The organism is Alkalicoccus saliphilus (genome assembly GCF_003044065.1).
Lineage (GTDB): Bacteria > Bacillota > Bacilli > Bacillales > Salisediminibacteriaceae > Alkalicoccus > Alkalicoccus saliphilus.
The window spans coordinates 40,961-60,818 of the sequence record NZ_PZJJ01000022.1 but is presented as its reverse complement, the minus strand read 5'-3'; the positions used below and the strand labels follow the sequence as shown (position 1 = coordinate 60,818).

General features: G+C 51.1%; 20 protein-coding genes. 16 read left to right on the top strand and 4 right to left on the bottom strand.

What is annotated here, in order from left to right:
• Window positions 1-290: 290 nt before the first annotated feature.
• Window positions 291-536 (bottom strand): hypothetical protein, encoded by a 246-nt coding sequence (locus C6Y45_RS12600; protein ID WP_107585583.1) that lies wholly within the window; start codon window positions 534-536, stop codon window positions 291-293.
• A gap of 171 nt (window positions 537-707) precedes the next feature.
• Here C6Y45_RS12600 and C6Y45_RS12595 point away from each other — a divergent pair, with 171 nt between their 5' ends.
• The 8 genes from C6Y45_RS12595 to C6Y45_RS12560 all read left to right on the top strand — a co-directional run bounded on the left by C6Y45_RS12595 (window position 708) and on the right by C6Y45_RS12560 (window position 9,839).
• Entirely contained in the window at window positions 708-2,243 is a 1,536-nt protein-coding gene (locus C6Y45_RS12595; RefSeq protein WP_107585582.1) for an AbgT family transporter, read from the top strand.
• Between the two features lie 187 nt (window positions 2,244-2,430).
• A complete protein-coding gene (locus tag C6Y45_RS12590; protein ID WP_107585581.1) occupies window positions 2,431-3,621 on the top strand; it encodes a M20 metallopeptidase family protein in 1,191 nt (396 codons plus the stop codon).
• Window positions 3,614-4,912 carry an amidohydrolase gene (locus C6Y45_RS12585; protein WP_107585580.1) on the top strand — a complete coding sequence of 433 codons (1,299 nt, stop codon included), beginning with the start codon at window positions 3,614-3,616 and terminating at the stop codon, window positions 4,910-4,912. Before C6Y45_RS12590 ends, C6Y45_RS12585 begins: the two co-directional genes overlap by 8 nt.
• 4 nt (window positions 4,913-4,916) lie before the next feature.
• Window positions 4,917-6,149 carry a M20 family metallo-hydrolase gene (locus tag C6Y45_RS12580; protein WP_107585579.1) on the top strand — a complete coding sequence of 411 codons (1,233 nt, stop codon included), beginning with the start codon at window positions 4,917-4,919 and terminating at the stop codon, window positions 6,147-6,149.
• A gap of 6 nt (window positions 6,150-6,155) precedes the next feature.
• Complete coding sequence (locus C6Y45_RS12575; protein ID WP_107585578.1) at window positions 6,156-7,442, top strand: SgrR family transcriptional regulator; 1,287 nt, start codon at window positions 6,156-6,158, stop codon at window positions 7,440-7,442.
• A gap of 66 nt (window positions 7,443-7,508) precedes the next feature.
• Window positions 7,509-8,219 carry an AzlC family ABC transporter permease gene (locus C6Y45_RS12570; protein WP_342752442.1) on the top strand — a complete coding sequence of 237 codons (711 nt, stop codon included), beginning with the start codon at window positions 7,509-7,511 and terminating at the stop codon, window positions 8,217-8,219.
• Window positions 8,216-8,521 carry an AzlD domain-containing protein gene (locus C6Y45_RS12565; RefSeq protein WP_107585577.1) on the top strand — a complete coding sequence of 102 codons (306 nt, stop codon included), beginning with the start codon at window positions 8,216-8,218 and terminating at the stop codon, window positions 8,519-8,521. The genes C6Y45_RS12570 and C6Y45_RS12565 overlap by 4 nt, the downstream gene beginning before the upstream one ends.
• A 391-nt stretch (window positions 8,522-8,912) precedes the next feature.
• The gene (locus C6Y45_RS12560) at window positions 8,913-9,839 is read left to right on the top strand and encodes a YusW family protein (RefSeq protein ID WP_107585576.1); all 927 of its coding nucleotides are present in this window, start codon (window positions 8,913-8,915) and stop codon (window positions 9,837-9,839) included.
• Window positions 9,840-10,174: 335 nt separating this feature from the next.
• Here the strand turns inward: C6Y45_RS12560 and C6Y45_RS12555 are convergent, their stop codons facing one another.
• Complete coding sequence (locus tag C6Y45_RS12555) at window positions 10,175-10,627, bottom strand: GNAT family N-acetyltransferase (RefSeq protein WP_107585575.1); 453 nt, start codon at window positions 10,625-10,627, stop codon at window positions 10,175-10,177.
• Window positions 10,628-10,792: 165 nt separating this feature from the next.
• Here C6Y45_RS12555 and ctaG point away from each other — a divergent pair, with 165 nt between their 5' ends.
• From ctaG to C6Y45_RS12525, 6 genes are all read left to right on the top strand, one after another.
• On the top strand, window positions 10,793-11,710 hold the full coding sequence (gene ctaG / locus C6Y45_RS12550) for a cytochrome c oxidase assembly factor CtaG (RefSeq protein ID WP_107585574.1): 918 nt from the start codon (window positions 10,793-10,795) through the stop codon (window positions 11,708-11,710).
• Window positions 11,711-11,724: 14 nt separating this feature from the next.
• On the top strand, window positions 11,725-12,348 hold the full coding sequence (locus C6Y45_RS12545) for an SCO family protein (protein WP_107585573.1): 624 nt from the start codon (window positions 11,725-11,727) through the stop codon (window positions 12,346-12,348).
• Window positions 12,349-12,628: 280 nt separating this feature from the next.
• Window positions 12,629-13,453 carry an MIP/aquaporin family protein gene (locus C6Y45_RS12540; RefSeq protein WP_107585572.1) on the top strand — a complete coding sequence of 275 codons (825 nt, stop codon included), beginning with the start codon at window positions 12,629-12,631 and terminating at the stop codon, window positions 13,451-13,453.
• 122 nt (window positions 13,454-13,575) lie between these two features.
• A complete protein-coding gene (locus C6Y45_RS12535; RefSeq protein ID WP_107585571.1) occupies window positions 13,576-14,184 on the top strand; it encodes a class I SAM-dependent methyltransferase in 609 nt (202 codons plus the stop codon).
• Between the two features lie 132 nt (window positions 14,185-14,316).
• A complete protein-coding gene (locus C6Y45_RS12530; protein WP_107585570.1) occupies window positions 14,317-14,967 on the top strand; it encodes an SRPBCC family protein in 651 nt (216 codons plus the stop codon).
• A 3-nt stretch (window positions 14,968-14,970) separates the two neighbouring features.
• The gene (locus tag C6Y45_RS12525) at window positions 14,971-15,300 is read left to right on the top strand and encodes an ArsR/SmtB family transcription factor (protein ID WP_107585569.1); all 330 of its coding nucleotides are present in this window, start codon (window positions 14,971-14,973) and stop codon (window positions 15,298-15,300) included.
• Between the two features lie 533 nt (window positions 15,301-15,833).
• Here C6Y45_RS12525 and C6Y45_RS12520 read toward each other — a convergent pair.
• Both C6Y45_RS12520 and C6Y45_RS12515 read right to left on the bottom strand, forming a co-directional pair.
• Complete coding sequence (locus C6Y45_RS12520) at window positions 15,834-17,060, bottom strand: MFS transporter (RefSeq protein WP_107585568.1); 1,227 nt, start codon at window positions 17,058-17,060, stop codon at window positions 15,834-15,836.
• Between the two features lie 15 nt (window positions 17,061-17,075).
• Entirely contained in the window at window positions 17,076-18,098 is a 1,023-nt protein-coding gene (locus C6Y45_RS12515) for an ArsR/SmtB family transcription factor (protein ID WP_107585567.1), read from the bottom strand.
• A 608-nt stretch (window positions 18,099-18,706) separates the two neighbouring features.
• Here C6Y45_RS12515 and C6Y45_RS17615 point away from each other — a divergent pair.
• Together C6Y45_RS17615 and C6Y45_RS12505 are read left to right on the top strand one after the other, a co-directional pair.
• Window positions 18,707-18,910, top strand: a complete 204-nt coding sequence (locus tag C6Y45_RS17615) for a hypothetical protein (protein WP_107585566.1) — start codon at window positions 18,707-18,709, stop codon at window positions 18,908-18,910.
• A gap of 21 nt (window positions 18,911-18,931) precedes the next feature.
• A complete protein-coding gene (locus C6Y45_RS12505) occupies window positions 18,932-19,834 on the top strand; it encodes a macrolide 2'-phosphotransferase (RefSeq protein ID WP_107585565.1) in 903 nt (300 codons plus the stop codon).
• Window positions 19,835-19,858 lie beyond the last annotated feature (24 nt).

The window sequence follows — 19,858 nt, the reverse complement described above, 5'->3', positions numbered from 1 at the left end:
TATCGCCGGAATCTTCTGTCGTAATGTTTTTTCTCCTTCTCCATTTCCTTCTCCTCCTCCGGTTGCTTTCGTTAGCTGTATTCTATCACTTTGGCGTGTCTACTTTTTATACTAACTTCATATTCCGAAAAAAGTTGGTAGAAATCCACGAACAAATGGTAGAATTCCGACTCATCCCGCTGCCGCCCCGCCGAAATCGCCCCCAGCCCTCACCAAATCCACCTAAAAGAAGCTTCCCGCATCAGGAAAGCTTCTTTTTTATGTCCGTAATTCCAAATATCAGCCCGGTATTACACCTTTTTCTCCCTGCTCAGGTACAAATACTCGGCAATAAAAGCCGCGCCGAGCCCGAGCAGCATAGGCACGAAAGACCCTGCCTCGAGCCGGAACAGGTCCGGGGAAGAAACAGACTCCACGTTAAACATGAGAAAAGAAATGCCGAAAAGATGACCGATGCCGTAAAAAAGTAAAGAGACACCGATAAATGTTCCGATCGTTAAGAGAAAAGATGCGCCACTGCGCTTTTTTCTGGCCATGAAAATCTCCTCCTTCTCTTCTGCGATTGTAGCACAGTTGTGAGAAAATCGAACATACTAATTATAATTTTCTGAATTTAAGGGCTTGCACACAGATGAAATTATGGTAAAGTACCTATTAACGGAATAATAAAAGACAATGTCCGTTAATAATGGAAGTGGAGGAATCTTATGCCAGCCCAGTCAGAAAACAAAGGATTTTTTATGAAAATGCTCGATCAGGTCGAGCGCCTCGGCAATAAACTGCCGCACCCGTTTATGCTGTTCTTTTACCTGGCGTTGATCGTTATTTTGCTTTCGTGGGCATTGAGTGCTCTGAATATTTCTGTTGTTCACCCGATGGATGGGGAGCAGGTGACGATTGAGAGCATGGTCACTCTGGACGGTCTGGAATTTATCCTGTCTTCGATGCTTGAAAACTTCACCGGCTTTGCGCCGCTCGGTCTCGTACTCGTGATGATGTTTGGTATCGGGCTCGCGCAGAAAGTCGGACTCATTGAAACGTTTATGAAACGGACGATCCTGAACGCCCCGGCGAAAATGGTCACCTTTGTTATTATCGGAACAGGGGTTGTCGGGAACCTCGCGTCTGACGCGGCATTTGTTATTATTCCCCCGCTTGCGGCCATGGTTTTTTATACGCTCGGACGCCACCCGCTTGCCGGAATGGCTGCCGGTTTCGCCGGTGTGGGTGCCGGCTTTACGGCGAACGTCCTGATTACCGGGACGGATGCGCTGCTCTCCGGTATTTCCACCGAAGTCGCCCAGAGTGTGGATCCGGATCTCGCGGTTTCACCGGTCGACAACTACTTCTTTATGGCTGTGTCGGTACTTATGCTTATGGCGGCCGGTACGTGGATTACAGAACGTGTCGTCGAGCCCCGTCTCGGAAAATTCAGTACGAAATATGCTGATCCGGACACCGTCAACCAGTCTGCGGAGCAGCCTTCCGCCCAGGAACTGAAAGGCCTCCGCAATGCAGGCATTACCGCGCTTATTTACATCGCAGTAGTCGGTGCAACGATCGTTCCACCAAACGGCATACTGCGCGGGGAAGACGGCACGATCGTTCCGTCGATTTTCCTCGATAACATCATTCCGATCATTCTGTTCTTCTTTATTTCCGTCGCGGTTGCCTACGGGGTAACGACGAAAGTGCTTGAAAAAACAGCCGACGTGCCGGAACTGATGAGTCAGGCCATGAAGGATATGAGTGGATTTATCGTGCTTATCTTTGCGGCCTCCCAGTTTATCGCCTACTTTGAGTGGACGAATATCGGGACGTTCATCGCTGTAAGCAGTGCCCAGGGGCTGGAGAATATCAACTTTACCGGCATGGGACTGATCGTTGGATTTATACTGCTTACCGCCGTATTGAACCTGTTTATTTTCAGCGGTTCCGCCCAGTGGGCGCTTATGGCACCGATTTTTATTCCGATGTTTTATTTCCTGAATTACGATCCGGCATTTATTCAGCTTGCCTACCGGATTGCGGATTCCTCGACAAATATCATCACACCGATGAATCCGTACGTGCCGATGGTGCTTGCCTTTATGAAGCGGTATGACAGCCGCGCAGGATTCGGAACACTCTTTTCCATCATGCTGCCGTTCGCAATGACGTTCCTGTTCCTGTGGATCGCCATCTTCATTCTCTGGAATATTCTCGGACTCCCAATCGGGCCGGGTATTACACCGGGACTGTAACATTCAGCTTTCGGGCAGGAAGAATCAACCCTTCCTGCCTTTCTTTTTATGAGGACTGCTGCAGCCCATCCATGAATAAAATTTTCTTCGGAAAACTGTTAGAATAAATCAGGGAAACAAGAAAAAACCGGGAAGCCCGGAAGAAGTTTTTACAAAAAGTAAATCACCATAGAGAGGAAACTGCCAGATGTTTATTGGACAAGGAAAACATATTGAAGAAGAGGTGCGTTCTCTTCGCAGGGAGCTGCACCGGAATCCGGAACTTTCCGGGGAAGAAGAAAGAACGTCCCGCCGCGTGCAGGAAATGCTTGAAGAAGCGGGCATCGACTATGAAACAGGTTATGCCGGACACGGCGTGCTCGGAATTATCCAGGGTGGGAAAGAAGGACGGACGATTGCGCTCCGTGCCGACATGGATGCACTCCCGATCCACGAAAAAAATGATCACGAATTTATTTCCGAAAATAAAGGGGCGATGCACGCCTGCGGACACGATGCTCATACGTCCATGCTCATCGGCGCCGGGAAGCTTCTTCAGGAAAAGAAAGAGGAACTCCACGGAACGATTCTGCTCGTGTTCCAGCCGGCGGAGGAAGACGCTCCAGTCGGCGGCTCGGAAAAAATGATGGAGGACGGCATTTTCGACAAGTGGACGCCGGACGAAATTTACGCCCAGCACGTATGGCCGGATCTTCCTGCCGGCACATTCGGCGTCCGGGAAGGGGCGATGATGGGCAACTCCGACCGGTTTACTATTAATGTTACCGGCTCCTCCGGCCACGCCAGCATGCCGCATCAGACAACGGATGCAGTTATCATCGCCTCCCAGATCGTCAGCGCGCTGCAGACGCTCGTCAGCCGGAATACGGACCCGCTCGCGTCCGCGGTTGTCACAATCGGTACCATTCAGGGCGGCTCCCGCTACAACGTCATCGCCGAGGAAGTGGAACTTGTCGGAACCGTACGGACGTACGACGAAAACGTGAAGGAAATGATCAAGGAGCGGCTGCAGGATATCGCCAAAAAAACAGCCGAAATGCTCGGCGGAAAAGCGGAAGTCGAATACCTCGACGGCTACCCGGCAACTGTCAACGACCGCGACTGTGCCGAATTTGTGAAAAACGTCATCCGCTCCGCCTATGGAAAAGACGCGCAGCCGGAAGTCGCACCGAGCATGGGCGGAGAGGACTTCGGCCGCTTTCTGCTGAAATATCCCGGCGCCTACTACTGGCTCGGAACAGCTGTGCCGACCCGCAAAGTACAAAAGCCGCTGCACGACCCGCAGTTTGATATCGACGAAACAGCACTCGCCTTTGGAACAGAAATGCTTGCGGAGCTCGCGTACGAAGCGGCCAAAAGGAAAGATGCCAATGCTTGATAAACTTACCGCTTTTCTGGACCGGGAAGAAAAGAACCTGATCGCAGCACGGAGGGAGCTTCACCAGATCGCCGAACCCGGCTGGTGTGAATATCAAACAACGTCTTTTATCGTCCGTTTTCTCGAGAAGCTCCCGGCGGTCGTTTACACCGGGCGCGACGTGACAGCAGAAAAAAGAATGGGCCTTCCTCCGAAAAAAACGGACCGGTTCTTTTTTGAAAAAGCAGAAGCTTCAGGGGTTGACCGGAAACTTCTCGACCGGATGAAGGGAGGCTTCACAGGAGCTGTCGCGGTACTTGATACCGGCCGTCCCGGACCGGCCTCCGCTCTCCGGTTCGATATCGATGCGCTGCCGATTACCGAAGCTTCCACAGACCATCTCCCGGCAGCAGAAGGTTTTGCCTCCCGGAATGAAGGTACGATGCACGCATGCGCCCACGACGGCCATACGGCGATCGGTCTGTACACGGCCCGCTTTATCGCAGAACATCTCGATGAACTTACCGGAACGTTTACATTTTTGTTTCAGCCGGCAGAAGAAGGAAGCCGGGGGGCTGAAGCAATGGTCGCCAAAGGCTGGCTCGATCATATCGACTACTTTTTGAGCGGACACCTCGGTATTCACGACCTGGAAGCCGGCACTATAGCTTCCGGCACGTACCAGTTTCTTGCCACGACGAAACTCGACGCGTACTTTACCGGCGTTTCCGCCCATGCCGGGGTGGATCCTTCGGCCGGGAAAAATGCGCTTCTTGCTGCGGCCTCCGCTGCAGGAAATCTGCAGGCAGTCGCGCCGCCGAGAGAAGGCATTACGCGGCTGAATGTCGGCAGGCTGGAAGCCGGGGAGGGGCGGAACATTATTCCTTCCTCCGCCTTCATGATGCTGGAAACGCGCGGGGAAACGACAGATTTGAACGACTACATGGAAAAAGAAGCCCGGAGAATTATCGAAGCGGCAGCTGCGATGTACGAGGTGGAAGTCACGATCGACACTGCCGGAAAAGGCGTCGCGGCCGCTTCCGGTGAAAAAACCGCTTCCGTATTGAAAGGGCTCAAAGGAAAACGACTGACACACGTTGTCGATCCGCTGCCGCTCGGAGGCTCGGAAGACGCGGCGTGGATGATGAAACGCGTCCAGGAAAACGGCGGGGAAGCCGCCTACCTTCTGTACGGCACGAAACTTCCTTACGGCCACCACCACCCACAGTTTGATTTTGACGAAGCAGCGATGGCAGCAGCCGTAGAAACACTCGGACTGCTGATTGACTACTACCACCGGAAGGAGAAATAACCCAATGCAGAACTGGCTGAACGAAAAACTGCTCGAATTAAACGTAACGGATAAAATGAATCAGCCGGAAGGATTCAACCGCCTTTCATTCACAAAAGAAGAAGAAACGGCCCACGAAGCGTTTCGAAAAAATGCGGAGGAGCTCGGTATGACGTGCCGCACCGACAGCGCCGGCAACATTATCGCAAGACTTGAAACAAAAGAGCAGCAGGGAGAGCCGGCCCGCGCCCTCGGCTCCCATCTCGACACCGTAAAAAACGGAGGAGGCTACGACGGCACAGCCGGAGTGCTATGTGCCCTTGGAGCGGTGAAAAAGCTTCAGGACGAGAACATTACCCTCCCATTTCCGCTGGAAGTCATCTGTTTTATTTCCGAAGAGTCGTCCCGTTTTACGATGTCCACCGTCGGAAGCAAAGCGATGACCGGGAAACTGACAAAGCATCAGCTGGATAATATAAAAGACGAAAACGGGATCACGCTCCGGCAGGCAATGGAAGCTTTCGGACTGAATCCGGAGAACATCCAGAAGGCAGAGCGGGACGAAAAGGACCTGCTTTCCTTCACGGAACTGCATATCGAGCAGGGGACACGCATTGAAGACGCTGGCTGCAGCTACGGGGCCGCGGCAGCGATAGCCTGTCCGATCCGGCTGCACGTGCACATCCACGGAAAAGCCGGTCATACCGGAACGACGCCGATGGATAAGCGGCAGGATGCGCTCGTTCAGGCGGCAGAACTGGTTACATTCGTTCACGAAGCGGCTCTCAAGCTGAATGAAAATGATGATTATCCGCTTGTAGCGACCGCAAGTACGATTGAAGCCCGTCCGAATGCGATGAACGTCATTCCTGGATATGTGAAAATCGGCATCGACATCCGCAGCGTGTCTGACGAGCAGAAAAACAAAATGGAAGAGGCGATCGATACGTACCTCGCCGGCTGGACAACAGCTGTTGAAAAAGAAGTGATCGTGCGCAACGATTCCGTTTTTCTCGACCAGGAAATGTATGGTAAACTGAAAGAACTGGAAACAACGACCGGGCTCAAAGCACTGCCGATGGAAAGCGGGGCAGGGCACGATGTCATGAATATGCAGGAAAAGTGGCCGTCCGGACTGATCTTCATTCCGTGTGAAGACGGACTGAGCCATCATCCGGAGGAGCATGCATCGATCAAAGATCTCGAAAACGGCGTCGAGCTTTTATACGCTTACTTAACTACAGCAGACAGCAGGTGATGGAAGGTGAAAACACGCGTCGGGGTGATCGGGCCGGAGGATTCCGCCCGGATTATTGAGGAAATGGCGGGGGACTTCCCCGATTTTGTGATCGAAAGTTTTTATTACAAAAAAACAGAGGAAACAGAACAGATTATTCCTGCCAACCGGCACCGCGTCGACGTGTGGCTTTTTTCCGGTCAGGCCCCGCACGCCTATGCGCTTTATCACGGACTGATTTCGGAAGAGGAGGCATTTTTCCCGCCGCTGCACGGATCGAGCCTCCTCGGTACGCTCCTCGAAGTCCTGCGGAACAACGATCGCCCGTCTTCGTTTACGATCGATACGATCGACGAAAAAGAACTGAAGGAAATAAAGAAAACGCACTACCTCAGTGATTTTGTGTTTACAACGTATCCGTACACCGGCTACAAATCATCGGAGGAAATTATCCGGTTTCACCTGGAGCAGCATAAAAAACATCCGGAAACGATCGCGCTCACGTGCGTCCGGCACGTTTTCACCGAACTTCGGAAACAAGGAGTTCCGGTGTACCGGATTACTGCCTCCCGCTCTGCCATCAGGGAAACGCTCAAATACCTCCGCGAAAAAACGAGTGCCGTCTGGTACCGGAGCCATCAGCTGGCCATCATCGGCATCGAAACACTCGAACAGGACAGCCCGCGGGAGGAATATTATTCGTACAGGCGCCGGCACAAAGAGCTGGACTTAAAGCGGATGCTTCTCCGGTATGCCGAAGATATTAAAGGGTCGTTCGTGCAGACAGGTGACGGGTTGTTTCTCATTTTTACGACGCGCGGGGAAGTGGAATCCCATCCGGTGCCGTTTTTTTTGATTGAGGAAGCCGTCCTTCAGGCAGGTCTTCCTGTCCGCCTCGCCCTCGGCTACGGCAAAAGCGTGCTGGAAGCGGAGGAACACGTGCACCAGGCGCTGCGCGAAGCAAGACGCCGGGAAGGACAGGTAATTATTTCCGTCAATGAAAACAACGAAATGACGGAATACTTTGCCGGCGAAGGCTCTTTAAGCTATGCTTCCCAGCTCGGCCCGGACTGGTCCGACAAGCTGAAAGGAAAAGTCGCCCCGGGCATCGTATCAAAAATTTTTTCCTACGCCCGCTACCATCAGCAGCAGGAAGTGACCGCGCGGGATATCGCCCGCTGGCTGACGAGCAGCGAACGGAATGCCCGCCGCATTCTGCACGAGCTGGAAGAAGCAGGGCTTGCGAAAGTATCCGGCGAAGAGCAGGAAGTCCGCCGCGGAAGACCGCGAAAAGTATTTGCCCTGCAGTTTTAATAGGAGATTCTTGACAGCCCTCCCATTCTTCCGCTTAAATAGAGGAGAAGAGAGGAGAGAAGACCGTTGGAAACTGCTGCTTATATGGAAAAAGATGACTCGCTCCGCCGGGGACTGACGGCGGGGCTTTCGATTGCGTTTGGATATATGCCCGTGGCGATTACGTTCGGCCTGCTTGCCGGATCCACCGGACTCACCGTGTTTGAAGCGGTGCTGATGAGCATGGTCGTTTTCGCAGGCGCCGCCCAGTACATGGCCCTCTCGATGCTTGCCATAGGCGCGGGGATGGTCGAAATTGTGCTCGCCACATTTATCGTGAATTTCCGGCACCTGCTCATGAGCGCTTCGATCCAGGAGCGGGCCGAGCCTTCCTCAAAAAAATTCCGCGCGCTGTTCGGTTTTTTTCTGACTGACGAAGTATTCGCCGTGTCTTCTGTCAAACAGCCGCCCATCAGCGGAAACTACATACTCGGCGTCGGCCTGAGCGCCTATTCCAGCTGGGTCGGCTTTACCGCCGCCGGCTTCTACACCGGGGCGCTGCTTCCGGGGGTGCTTCAGGAAAGCATGGGGATTGCGCTGTACGCACTCTTCATTGCACTGCTCGTCCCGTCGATTAAAGAAGAAGGCCGGCCGGTTGTCGTCCTCGCTCTGCTCGGCGGAAGCTTTCACTGGCTGTACCAGCTGTTTCTCGATACCGGCTGGGCGATTATGTCCGCGACGATTACGGCTGTCATCGTTTATGAACTAGTTGATGTGAGAAGGAGGAAAAAGCGATGAATGAAGCAGTCGTCTGGATGATTATCGGCATGGGGATCGTAACGTACATCCCGCGTATCCTGCCGCTGCTCATGCTCTCCACCGAAAACTGGCCGTCCTGGCTCCGCCGGATGCTTGCAAGAGTTCCGTACGCCGTACTTGGGGCGCTCATTTTTCCCGGTATCATTTTCGCCTACGATGCCGTCTGGTACGGCCTGCTCGGCGGGGCCGCAGCCTTTTTGATCGCCTACACCGGCGCCCCGCTTATCGCTGTCGTCGCCGGAACAATCCTTTTACTCACCGGCATCAACCTTATGATGTAGCTTAAACCTCCGCGCCGCGGAGGTTTTTTCGTTCGCGCTGACACCCCGAAAGCTGATAGAAAAACAGAGAAAGTTGGTAGAAAAGCGGAGGCTGCTGGTAGAATTGTTTTAATTTGGAAGGAATAATAAAAAATTTGGAAGTATCCGGCAGGGAGGTTGGAAGTAATACGGGAAATGTTGGTAGAAATCCGGTGAAAGGTGGTAGAATTCGAGGCACAGCACAGCCGCCGTTTGAAACAATTTCGTGGAAAAACTTGCTGCACCCATGATCTTCCGAATAAAAAAGTAATTTTATTTATTTCTCATCAAATTCTAATCTTCAGCTCATCATTTCCTCATTTTCACAGGGTAGTATAGTAACTATACACACCAAAGGGAAGGATGAGTCACAATGAAAAAAGTAATCACCGGACTGACGGCGCTGACATTTCTTGCAGCATGCGGAGGCCTCAACAGCGTGGAACCGGAACAAAACACCACGTCGGCAGGAGAAGCAGAGGAAGCCGGCACCGCAGTAAACGAAAGTCAGCAGAATGAATCCGAATCATCCGAAGAGAACGGAGAAGTTTCCACCGGAGAAAACGCGGCCGAAAATTCAGCTGATGAAAATACCGGGGAAGAAGCAGAAGCGGACGAGGAGACAAGTTCGGACGAAACAGCCTCCGGCGTAAATGCCGAGGACGTGACGGAATTCGACCTGCACATTGAATTCCAGGATGATACCGAATGGGAATACGAACTGGAGCGGGACGATCTCGATGATACAGAAGTCGACCGTGATGGCGAAGAAAGTTTGTCGGGAGAAGCGGCCCTCGAAGAAATAGAAGGAATTCTTTCGGAGATGACGATCAACACTGACCGCCCGTTGGAAGACATGATTCAGGAAGCTCTGGAAGCGACCGGTGCTTCAGCAGATGAAGTCGACGACGTCGATCTGGAAATAAAGTTTTCTGACGGTGAAGAAATAACGATCGACCACGAAGGAAGACAGCAGGCCGCCGATTACGGAGCAGTAAGAGAATTCGATCTGGATATTGATTTTTTCAACGGGGAAGACCTCGAATATGACTACGAGGCTGACGATCCGGAAGGGGAAATTGAACGCCGTGACGGGTCAGAAGCAGAAGGAGCCGCAGCAATTCAAGAAATTGAAGCACTGCTGGAAAACATTACGATCAGCATGGACCGCTCCATCTCCGACATGAAAGAGGAAGTATTGAGTGAACTGGATATTGCAGAAGACGAAGTGGAGGACTTTGATATTGAAGTCGAATACGAAAACGGAGAAACTGTCAAATTCAAGCACGATGTCGAATAGCAATTAACAGCAATAGTCGAAGCCTTTCCGGAAGTCCGGAAAGGCTTTTATTATGTAGACTGAATCAAAAGTTGATAGAAAAACGTGGGAATTTGGTAGAAAAGCGGAGGCCGCTGGTAGAATTATTTGAATTTGGAAGTAATAATGAAGAAGTTGGAAGTATTCGGCAGGGAGGTTGGAAGTAATACGAGAAAAGTTGGTAGAAATTCCGGGAAGGTTGGTAGAATTCCCGTTTCCGCGTACTTTCCTCCCCTCTATGCGACCCGCAGCCGGCAGCACCTCCGGCCAACCGCCAAAAAAACGGCACGACCGAAGTCATGCCGTTCCCCTGCGCACTAAAGCGTGCGGCCGTATCGTTTGGAAATGATGTCGTAGAACCCGAGCGAATTGTAAAGGCGCTTGGTTGCTTCATTGTTCATGCCGGTTTCCAGTTCGATGCCTTTAAATTCTTCTTCTTCCGCCCACTGCAGCACGTGAAGAAGGACTTTCCTCGCGATACCTTTCTGACGGTGGGCTTTCTTTACATAAAGATCGTTCAACCATATGTAATAGCCGCCTTTATCGAGCGCGACTCCTTTGTTCATAAAAGCGCAGCCGATAAATTCATCCTGCTTTTCTGCAACAAAAAATTCCGATGCGCATTCCTGTTTCAGCGCCGTCTCAATCGTGTTTTTCAGTTCGTCCATGTGGGGCGGGCTGCTCAGCTGCTCCATCTGTTCCATCATGAGTCCGGCAAGCTTTTCGATTTCCTCCCGGGTCCCCGGTTTCTGTATCTGGTAGATTTTCATAGCAATTCTCCTTTGTATAAACTGCAGTCGTTGTTCAAGGAATAGTCATTTCTGCCTGTTCAGAAAAGGTAGGATTTATGCGAGAATCGTGATATAACTATAATTAGGCGTGAAGCCCTTATATTATATCGGTTATTTATACTTAATAAAAGAGGAGAGAAGGCGATGGAACAATTTTTCTCTACGTTTACCTTCCGCACGATCTGGACGCCGGAGCTGATTCTCGTTCTCGGCCTGATCAGTGCTGCTTATTTTCTTATCATAACAAAATTCCGGGATCGTTTTCCAGATGGAGGACCGGTGGAAACGAGGCGTATCGTTTATTTCCATCTCGGACTTCTCGCCGTATACCTCGGATTCGGCGGTCCGCTGTATGTTCTCGGGCACATTATGCTCAGCATGCACATGATCTCGATGGCGATCGTGTTCCTGCTGGCACCGCCGCTGCTTCTGCTCGGAATCCCGTCATGGTTTTACGAGTATTTCCGGCAGAAAAAAGCGATACGCGGCTTTTTTCTTATTGCGGGTTTTCCGATCGTCGGCCTTATTGCATTTAACGCCGCGTTTTCCGTGTACCACGTCCCCGGCGTGTTTGATTTTCTGATGACAAATGAAGGTGCCCACAACATTTATCAGCTCGGAATGCTCGCGCTTGCCGTACTGATGTGGTGGCACATTATTCCAAGAATCACGACCATATACACCATTTCCGAGCTTAAACGGATCGGCTACATGTTCATGAGCGGGGTGCTTTTTACCCCGGCCTGTGCCTTGATTATTTTTGCCGGCACCCCGCTGTACGCTACATATACCGATCCGGCCACTTGGGCCACGGCGATTGCGTACTGTCTGCCGCCGGGAGCGGATATCCCTTACGGCGTGATTACCGGTGAGCAGTCCATGACATTTTTATCCCCGGAAAACGACCAGCAGTTAGGTGGAGCAATGATGAAAATTATCCAGGAACTCGCCTACGGCGTCGCGATGGGCTACTCTTTCCGTCTCTGGGTAAAACGTGATAAAGATGAAACACCAAAACTCGAGTTTAAAGAGTATGATATGTACGAGCCAAAAGTGCAGTAAAAAGGACGGATACTATGAAAAAATCAGCAGGGTTTTTCGGTGTTTTCCTCCTGCTTTCCGGGTGCAGTTTTCTTTATGAAGACGCGTCCGAATCGGCGCAGGGGGAATCGATCATCGATACGACGGCGACCGAAGACCCGTGGGTAACAGGGGACTTTGAAGCAGTGAACCAGCACGAAGAAGAAGTAACGAGTGACATGCTCGAAGGAGAATGGTGGATTACGAAAACGATTTTCACGAGGTGTCCAACGGTCTGTAACGTCATGTCTCCGAACATGGCGGAGCTGCAGCAGGAAATGGAGGAAGAAGATGTGGAAGACGTCCGCATCGTCTCCTTTACGGTCGATCCGGAATTCGATACGCCGGAACGTCTCGAAAGCTACGGGGAATCATACGGAGCTGACTTTGACAACTGGGATTTTTTAACCGGTTATGACGAAGAAGAAATTCAGTCCTACGCGCTCGATTCCTTTAAAGCACAGATTCAGGAAGTGCCGGAGCAGGATGACATTATGCATCCTACAAGGTTTTACCTTGTCGCCCCGGACGGTGTCGTTCACCGGATGTACGCCGGCGAAGATAATTTTGACGCCGAGGCAACAGTCGAAGACATGAAACAGGTGATCAGTGAATATTAAACTTTCCCCCGGGCTTATCCGGGGGTTTTTATGCTTCACTGTATTTTAAAGTTTATTGTGCACTTTAACAGCGCCGCCCTATAAAACAAAACAACATTTTTTATCGGTTTTTGACATCGCTTTCAAAAAGTGATACTCTTCTAACTAAGTTAATAGTCTAGGCTGAGACTTGGAGTGAGCCGCGCACAGATACACTGACCCTGAAAGGGGTCTGTTGCTGTGCGCTTTTTTTCGCTCTAAAAAAGGGTGTCAGCTGCTAAAATTAAAGGAGGAGAAAACAATGTCCGTGTATATTGCAGAGATTATCGGGACGATGATACTTATCATTTTCGGGGGAGGGGTTGTTGCCAACGTCAACCTGGAAAAATCAAAAGCGCAGGGAGGCGGCTGGATTGTTGTTGCTTTCGGGTGGGGGTTTGCCGTTGCAATGGCAGTTTACGCCGTCGGCCAGTTTTCCGGTGCCCACATCAATCCGGCTGTAACACTCGGATTTGCTTCGGTCGGGGAGTTTGACTGGGCACTCGTGCCGGGCTATATTGCCTCCCAGGTGTTCGGGGCAATGATCGGCGGAATAATCGTGTATGCTCATTTTAAGGACCACTTTAAAGAGACACAGGATGCCGGCATCAAACTGGCTGTCTTCTCGACTGATCCGGCGATTCCGAACCGTTTTTCCAACTTTTTGTCGGAGTTTATCGGAACAGCTGTCCTTGTCGGCGGGCTGCTCAGTATCGGTGCGAACGAATTCACGGAAGGACTGAACCCGCTCATTGTCGGTTTCCTGATCGCAGCGATCGGTCTTTCACTCGGCGGGCCGACGGGGTACGCGATCAACCCGGCACGTGACCTCGGGCCGAGGATCGCCCACATGCTGCTTCCGATCCCTGGAAAAGGAGACTCCAACTGGGCTTACGCCTGGATTCCTGTTTTCGGTCCGCTCTTCGGTGGTGTTTTCGGTGCTATGTTCTACCGCGCGTTTTTCCTGGAAGAAGGATTTACGGCTCTTGCCGTCTTCACTGGTGTGACGATTGTCGTAATGGCCGTTCTGCGATTTACGGAAAAGCCGTATGAGCCGATGCACAGCAACCCGGACGTAAAAAACTAGCATTCGTTTTAAAGCCCCGCAGGACAAGCGATTTGTCCTGCGGGCTTTTTTTATCCGGTAAACGGCTTCTTATGCAGGCTGGGGCTATAAAGAAGTTTATACTTGAATAAGGAGGGGTGAACGTGGATGATAACGTATTTGAACAGCTCGCTGATAAATATGACACGGCCGAAAGAAAAAAATCAGCAGACATAATCGTTAAAAGAGTCAGGCCGGAACTTGCGGGCAGCACCACGGCCTCCTTCATCGATTACGGAAGCGGCACGGGTCTCGTATCTCTCGCTCTCGCTGATTTAGTCGAATCTGTCCTGCTCGTCGATTCCTCCGGGCAGATGCTGGAAGCAGCAGAAGCGAAAATTTCCCGGCGTGGCCTCGCAAACTGCCGCGTTCAGCATGCCGATTTTACGAAGGAAATCCCGGAGATCAAGGCAGACATTATTTTCATGTCATTAGTACTCCTTCATATCCCGGACACTGAAGGCATGCTGCGTACGTTATTCCGACTCATAAATAACGGGGAAAAGCTGATTATCGTTGATTTCGATAAAAATGAAAGGGTGCATCATCCGGCTGTTCATCACGGTTTTTCTTACAGTCGTCTGAAGAAGCAGCTTTCCGGTGCCGGGTTTATCTCGACAGACATCTCGACCTTTTACCGTGGCAGAAAAATATTTATGAAAAAGGACGCGTCCATGTTTTTAGCGGTCAGCCGTAAACAGGCAGAACAATAAATTTTGCTCGTCTCTATCATCACTGCGTATACTGCACAGGTCCATAGACATATAGACAGGAAAATAATTTTTATATAAGATTATACTTAAATAAGCTCAAACTTATATAAAGTCCAGAAAGGAGGAAGAGAAATGAAATCAGAAAACACACCGATCGATTTGAATGCATCGCTTGGAGCCGTTACCCGCACCGTAACCAGTGTTGAAAAAGACGGGAAGCTGAAGAGTGTCAACCTGCAACGGGCCTATAATACAACAACGGATGATCTATGGGATGCGGTGACGAACCCGGAACGGCTGGAACGCTTTTTCGCCCCGGTCAGCGGCGAGCTGAGGACAGGTGGTAAGTACCAGGTGGAAGGAAACGCCGGAGGCACAATCACAGACTGTGAGCCGCCGCAGTTTTTCGCCGCAACGTGGGAGTTCGGCGGTGAAAAAAGCTGGATTGAAGTGCGTATCAGCGGGGAGGGGGAAAAAGCCCGGCTGATGCTTTCGCATATCTGCCCGGTCGATGAACACTGGGAAAAATTCGGGCCGGGAGCGGCTGGTGTCGGATGGGATCTGAGCCTGCTCGGTCTCGAAGCTTATCTCACAGAAACGGACTTTAACCGCACAGCGGGAGAAGCTTTAATGATTTCTGAAGAAGGAAAGACTTTTATAGCGGGAGCGAGCAGGGACTGGGGAAGAGCTGCGGAAGCCTCTGGAGAAGATCCGGATCGAGCCGTCGCTGCCGCTGAACGAACAACGGCGTTCTACACGGGCGAGGAAACGGAGGAGGACTGACGGATGCAGGCGTTTGATGTTCTTGGCGATCCGGTCCGGCGCCGTATTCTCGAACTGCTTGCGGAAAACGAGCAGCGGTCCGGGGATATCGTGGAAGTGATTCAACACGAGTTTGGCATTACCCAGGCCGCTGTTTCCCAGCACCTGCGGATTCTTCGGGAAAACGGCTTCGCGAGCGTACGCGTTGACGGAGCTCGCCGCATTTATTCCGTTGACGGCACAGCGCTCCGGGAAGTCGAAGAATGGCTCAGCCGCTTCCGCTCGTTCTGGGAACCGAAGCTCGACGCCCTCGATACAGAGATCGCCCGCGGAAAGAAAAAGAACCGGGAATGAACCCCTGCGCAGCGGTTTAAACAGGAACGGGATCCTTCGGTTGGAATTTCATAAACGAATGAAACAAAAAAGAGGCTGTTTATAAAGTATTTTTTATACAGGCGTAGACATCTCCCTGCTTTCGCCTCCACAGGACGCTTTCCGGTCGGGCCGGCTTCAGCTAATTTCTTCCTCTCCATGATCGAAAGAAATGGATCTTCCGCTCGTCCTTGATCGCCCAGGAGTCGTCCTCTGCGGCTCCAGCAGGGAATGGAAAGGATGTATCCTGCTTTAAAAAACACGCTGCTCCAGCCGTTTTCTTTCGTAAAAGAATTTCTTCTCCTCCGGAACGTCCGGTGGAGACGCCGGTGGGAATTGAGCGCAGTCAGAAGATCCTTTTCCATAGCGCAGGGCATGGAAAATAGCTGAAGACCAGCCCCACGGCAAGCTTCCACCGGTAAGAGAAGGAGTTCATACAATACCTCGAATAAATATTCTACACTGACGATTAAAACAACACTCTGCAAAAAAGAGGCTGACTCCAGCCTCTTTTTTTAGTCTATTTCCCGGAGTGACTTGGCAAAGCCGACGACAAAGAGTGCCTGCAGGCTCATAAGAACAGCGCCTCCGATCATGATCGTATCGATCGTAAACCCTGCAGACAACAGAAGCGATGTGAGCAGGTAGCTCACCGGTACAAGGCCGAGCGCAGCGAAAGAAAGCATGCTCATGACGCGGCCGAGGTATGCTTCTGATGTGTTGGCCTGAATCGCAGAAATAAGCGGAATGTCGATGACGGATAGGAGGACACCGATAAAGCCGATAAACACGAGGCTCCAAAGCATATCCGGAATCAGGCCGAAACCGAGAAAAGCGAGAGCCAGAAGCAGAATCCCCACGACCGAAACGAGCCCCCTCCGCCGCTGGATGTTCAGCATGCCGACGAGGAGCGCCCCGGCAAGCATTCCGGCACCGCTTGTTGCATTCAAGTAGCTGTACGTCAGCTCGTCTCCACCTAATACGAGATTGGCGTAAATCGGCAGCCCCATGACGAGCGGGCCGACTAAAAGCAGATTCAGAAATACAGAAGTCATCATGAGTGTGAAAAGAAACGGGGAGGTTTTCACGTACTGAAAGCCGCTTTTTACTGATTTCCAAATAGAATCCCCGGCTTCATCCGGCTTCGGCACCGGAAGATTTTTTTTCAGCATCCAATCGACAGCAGAAGCTGCAAAGAGCATAACCGAAACGAGAAGAAACATGAGCTCGTAGCTTCCAAAACCGATAAGAAAGCCGGCAGACATCGGTCCGGCAATGAGCGTCGCGTTCATTGTGAGCTGCACGACCGAGTTTGCGCGCGTCAGCTGCTGTTTCGACACGATTCCCGGCAGCACGGTCTGACTCGCCGGCCAGAAAAAAGCATCCAGCAGGCCGAAAAGAAGCGCAAGAATGACAAGCACCCAGATGTTGACGAGCTGGAACACGAGCAGTCCGACAATGCCGATCAAAAGTACGGCTTTCGTAAAATCAGACAGGAGCATGATCACCGCCCGGTTCACGCGGTCGGCAATCACCCCGCCTAACAGCATAAACACGAGCCGCGGAACAGAGCTTGCAAAAAAGACAATACCGAGCATCGCTTCCAGTTCCAGAGAGTCGACCACGTACCAGTTGACCGCAAACAGAAAAAATGAAACGCTCAGGCCGGAAGCGAGAAGTGTCAGGAAATAAAGGACAAACGACCGGTTGTGCCAAAGGGACGGGGTGGTCTTGTCGTTCATTGTTTCCTCCTCCTTTTACTCGGCGAACATCCGCTCCATCTCTCCCATGACACGCTTAATTTCTTCAGTGTTCACTTTAAAATACACGCGGTGTTCGGCCCGTTCGGATTTCACAAACTTGTGGCTTAATAGTATTGCAAGGTGGTGGGAGACGGTCGAATTGGACACACCGAGCGCCTCGGCGATTTCGTACCCGTAGTGCGGCCGCTTTCTCAGCAGTTTAAGAAGCCGGAAGCGCCGTTCATCCGTCAGTACTTTCAGCAGGCCGAACAGCTCTTCTTCGTTCATTTTCGATTCCAGAAGTGAAAAACGCTTCACCCCGATCGCGAGATGGACGACGTTTTTCACACTCAGGTCGTTGAGCATAAAACCGATGTTGAGTGAAAAGGAAGGGTAGACGTGAATGTATTCGATCATTTCCGGATCGGTGTAGTCACGGACGAGCATTCGCACCGGGTGCTCCGGATCATTCGGAGCCTGCTTCAGCTCTTCGATAAACGCTTGCGCTGCCTCCACGGCGTCTTGTTGAAACGGCTTGTAAAAAGTCTCATACACGTATTTTGTCAGTTCCGACAGCTCTTCTTTTACTGCTTCCGGCCGGTCCAGGTAATAGTACAGTTTCCACTTTTCCTGTTTCGGAACAGCAAGCGTATCCACGATGCGTTTTCCTGCTTCCGGATCACTTCCGTCGTAGTCCCGGTCTGCAAATCCTCTCCCGAACAAAAAGCTGCGGATTTCCTCCTCATTCATGGCGCGGAGTTTTTGGACGAATCCTTCCGCCGAGAGGGTGTGATCGTCTTTCATGACACCCGGCAGAAGCGCTGGTCCGATCGCACTGTCTTCATTAAAAAAGACTTCCAGCTTTTCGTGATCCTCTGCGGAAAGCCGGCTTCGGATTTCTTCCAGCTTTTTTTCTGTTTCATCGTCCTGAAGCATTTTACTGATCAGCTCTTTATCCTCTTTCCGGCCGCTGTTATGAATACTGAACATAAAAGCCGTCAAATCGACCGCTTCCGAGACATGAAAATGTAGTTCCATGCGGGCACCTCCAAATAGATTTTATATAAATCGAATATTATATTTAATATATATTAAACTACATAGTTTCATTTATGTCAAATGTTTATTTTGGTATATATCGAAACAAACCAAGCTCGATACGAGAAGTATCCGAACTTTCTGTAGAAACCATCGTGTTGCGGTCCTTTTGAAAATCAAGTAAAGTAAAGATAATAAATAAAGAGGAGGGCTGTTAAAAATGATGCTTCCAGGAAGAATCCGGCTTCGGACTTTGAACGAAAAGTAACTGAATACGTTCAAAGGCTCTGTTTATTAAGAGCAAACGGGAGCAGTCTGCCCATTTTTAACAGCCATCTACGGAAAATAAACTGGTTTACGAAAAGGAAGGCAGAGGTCCGTCTGACTTTTTGTGCTGGTTTCGTTTATTCTTCACCACAGACAGCAGCCTGTCTGTGGTTTTTTGTTTGGCTCTGTTAAAGCTCCGTGTTCTTTGTGAAGGTTGCCTGCGGATCTTTCCACCTGCCGCGCAGAAAGCAGGTGGCTCTTCATAATGTCCGGGAGGATCTGCGCGCTTCCGCAGGCGCCTCTACCTCGGCGGTGGTTTTATAGAATAAAAAGCAGCGTCTATGAAAACAGAACTTTTCTTTTTTGTGAAAAACGAAGCGGAAACCGGCGGACGCCCGTGGAAGAAGGAGATTGGAAGATCCCGCAGGGCCGCAGCCTACCCGAAAATCTCCTCCACGGCAGGCCGGTTGGAAGCGACGTGTTTCTCCAACCGACAGCGAAATAAACATAGCTTTTTGTATAAATTAATGCAGGAAAATGACTAAAACAAATGGAGGACATTAATAATGAATACGCTTGAAATAAAACAGCTCGCAGAAAAAAACGGTCTGCACATTGCAGAAGACGCTATTAAAACGAATGAATCCGGTGTGGACTTTCTCGTAGCTCACGCGAAAGACGGGGAAGGCGTGCAATGGATTCTCCGTATACCGCGGAGAAGAGAGTCGATGAGGCACGCCCGAAAGGAAAAAGCAGCGCTTGAAATTATCCGGCATCATGTGGATTTTGAAGTGCCTGTGTGGTCCGTTTTCAGTGAAGATATGATCGCCTACAGGCAGCTGAGCGGCGTGCCCGCGGCCGTTATTGATATGGAAAAACAGGATTACGTATGGAACATGGCCAGGCAGCCGGTGCCGTCCGGCTATTACGAGACCCTCGGGAAAGCGCTGGCGCAGCTGCATGCTATTTCCCCCGAATTGATGCTGCCGGCAGGGGTGGAAATGGGGAAAGGCGAAACCCTGCAGCAGTCGATGAAACGACGAATGGAGCGCGTGAAAGAAACGTATGAAATCAACGAAAAACTATGGAACCGCTGGCAGACGTGGATTCTGCAGGATGAACTATGGCCGGAAGCGGCCGGAGTCTGTCACGGGGACGTTCATCCCGGCCACATTCTGATCGATAAAACGAGCCGTGTAACAGGACTTATCGACTGGACAGAAGTGGGTATCGGGGACGTGTCGACCGATTTTCTCTCGCACTATCTTCTTTTCGGTCAGGAAGGACTTACAGAAATCATTAACGCATACGCCAAAGCGGGAGGAAAAACGTGGCCCGGAATCGAAAAGCATATAGAAGAACTTTTAACGACGAGCGGTATCACCGTGGCGGAATACGCCGAGGTTTCCGGTCTTAAGGAAATGCACGAAGCAGCGGTACACATGCTTTCCACGGAAACAGGGAGGTAGACATGGGGGAGGCTGCTCCCTTTA

Coding starts and splice junctions, on each gene's coding strand:
- C6Y45_RS17615 (WP_107585566.1), top strand. CDS start 18,707: ATGAAAACAGAACTTTTCTTTTTTGTGAAAAACGAAGCGGAAACCGGC.
- C6Y45_RS12580 (WP_107585579.1), top strand. CDS start 4,917: ATGCAGAACTGGCTGAACGAAAAACTGCTCGAATTAAACGTAACGGAT.
- C6Y45_RS12545 (WP_107585573.1), top strand. CDS start 11,725: ATGAAAAAATCAGCAGGGTTTTTCGGTGTTTTCCTCCTGCTTTCCGGG.
- C6Y45_RS12560 (WP_107585576.1), top strand. CDS start 8,913: ATGAAAAAAGTAATCACCGGACTGACGGCGCTGACATTTCTTGCAGCA.
- C6Y45_RS12515 (WP_107585567.1), bottom strand. CDS start 18,098: ATGGAACTACATTTTCATGTCTCGGAAGCGGTCGATTTGACGGCTTTT.
- C6Y45_RS12525 (WP_107585569.1), top strand. CDS start 14,971: ATGCAGGCGTTTGATGTTCTTGGCGATCCGGTCCGGCGCCGTATTCTC.
- C6Y45_RS12600 (WP_107585583.1), bottom strand. CDS start 536: ATGGCCAGAAAAAAGCGCAGTGGCGCATCTTTTCTCTTAACGATCGGA.
- C6Y45_RS12555 (WP_107585575.1), bottom strand. CDS start 10,627: ATGAAAATCTACCAGATACAGAAACCGGGGACCCGGGAGGAAATCGAA.
- C6Y45_RS12530 (WP_107585570.1), top strand. CDS start 14,317: ATGAAATCAGAAAACACACCGATCGATTTGAATGCATCGCTTGGAGCC.
- C6Y45_RS12585 (WP_107585580.1), top strand. CDS start 3,614: ATGCTTGATAAACTTACCGCTTTTCTGGACCGGGAAGAAAAGAACCTG.
- C6Y45_RS12540 (WP_107585572.1), top strand. CDS start 12,629: ATGTCCGTGTATATTGCAGAGATTATCGGGACGATGATACTTATCATT.
- C6Y45_RS12520 (WP_107585568.1), bottom strand. CDS start 17,060: ATGAACGACAAGACCACCCCGTCCCTTTGGCACAACCGGTCGTTTGTC.
- C6Y45_RS12565 (WP_107585577.1), top strand. CDS start 8,216: ATGAATGAAGCAGTCGTCTGGATGATTATCGGCATGGGGATCGTAACG.
- C6Y45_RS12595 (WP_107585582.1), top strand. CDS start 708: ATGCCAGCCCAGTCAGAAAACAAAGGATTTTTTATGAAAATGCTCGAT.
- ctaG (WP_107585574.1), top strand. CDS start 10,793: ATGGAACAATTTTTCTCTACGTTTACCTTCCGCACGATCTGGACGCCG.
- C6Y45_RS12590 (WP_107585581.1), top strand. CDS start 2,431: ATGTTTATTGGACAAGGAAAACATATTGAAGAAGAGGTGCGTTCTCTT.
- C6Y45_RS12505 (WP_107585565.1), top strand. CDS start 18,932: ATGAATACGCTTGAAATAAAACAGCTCGCAGAAAAAAACGGTCTGCAC.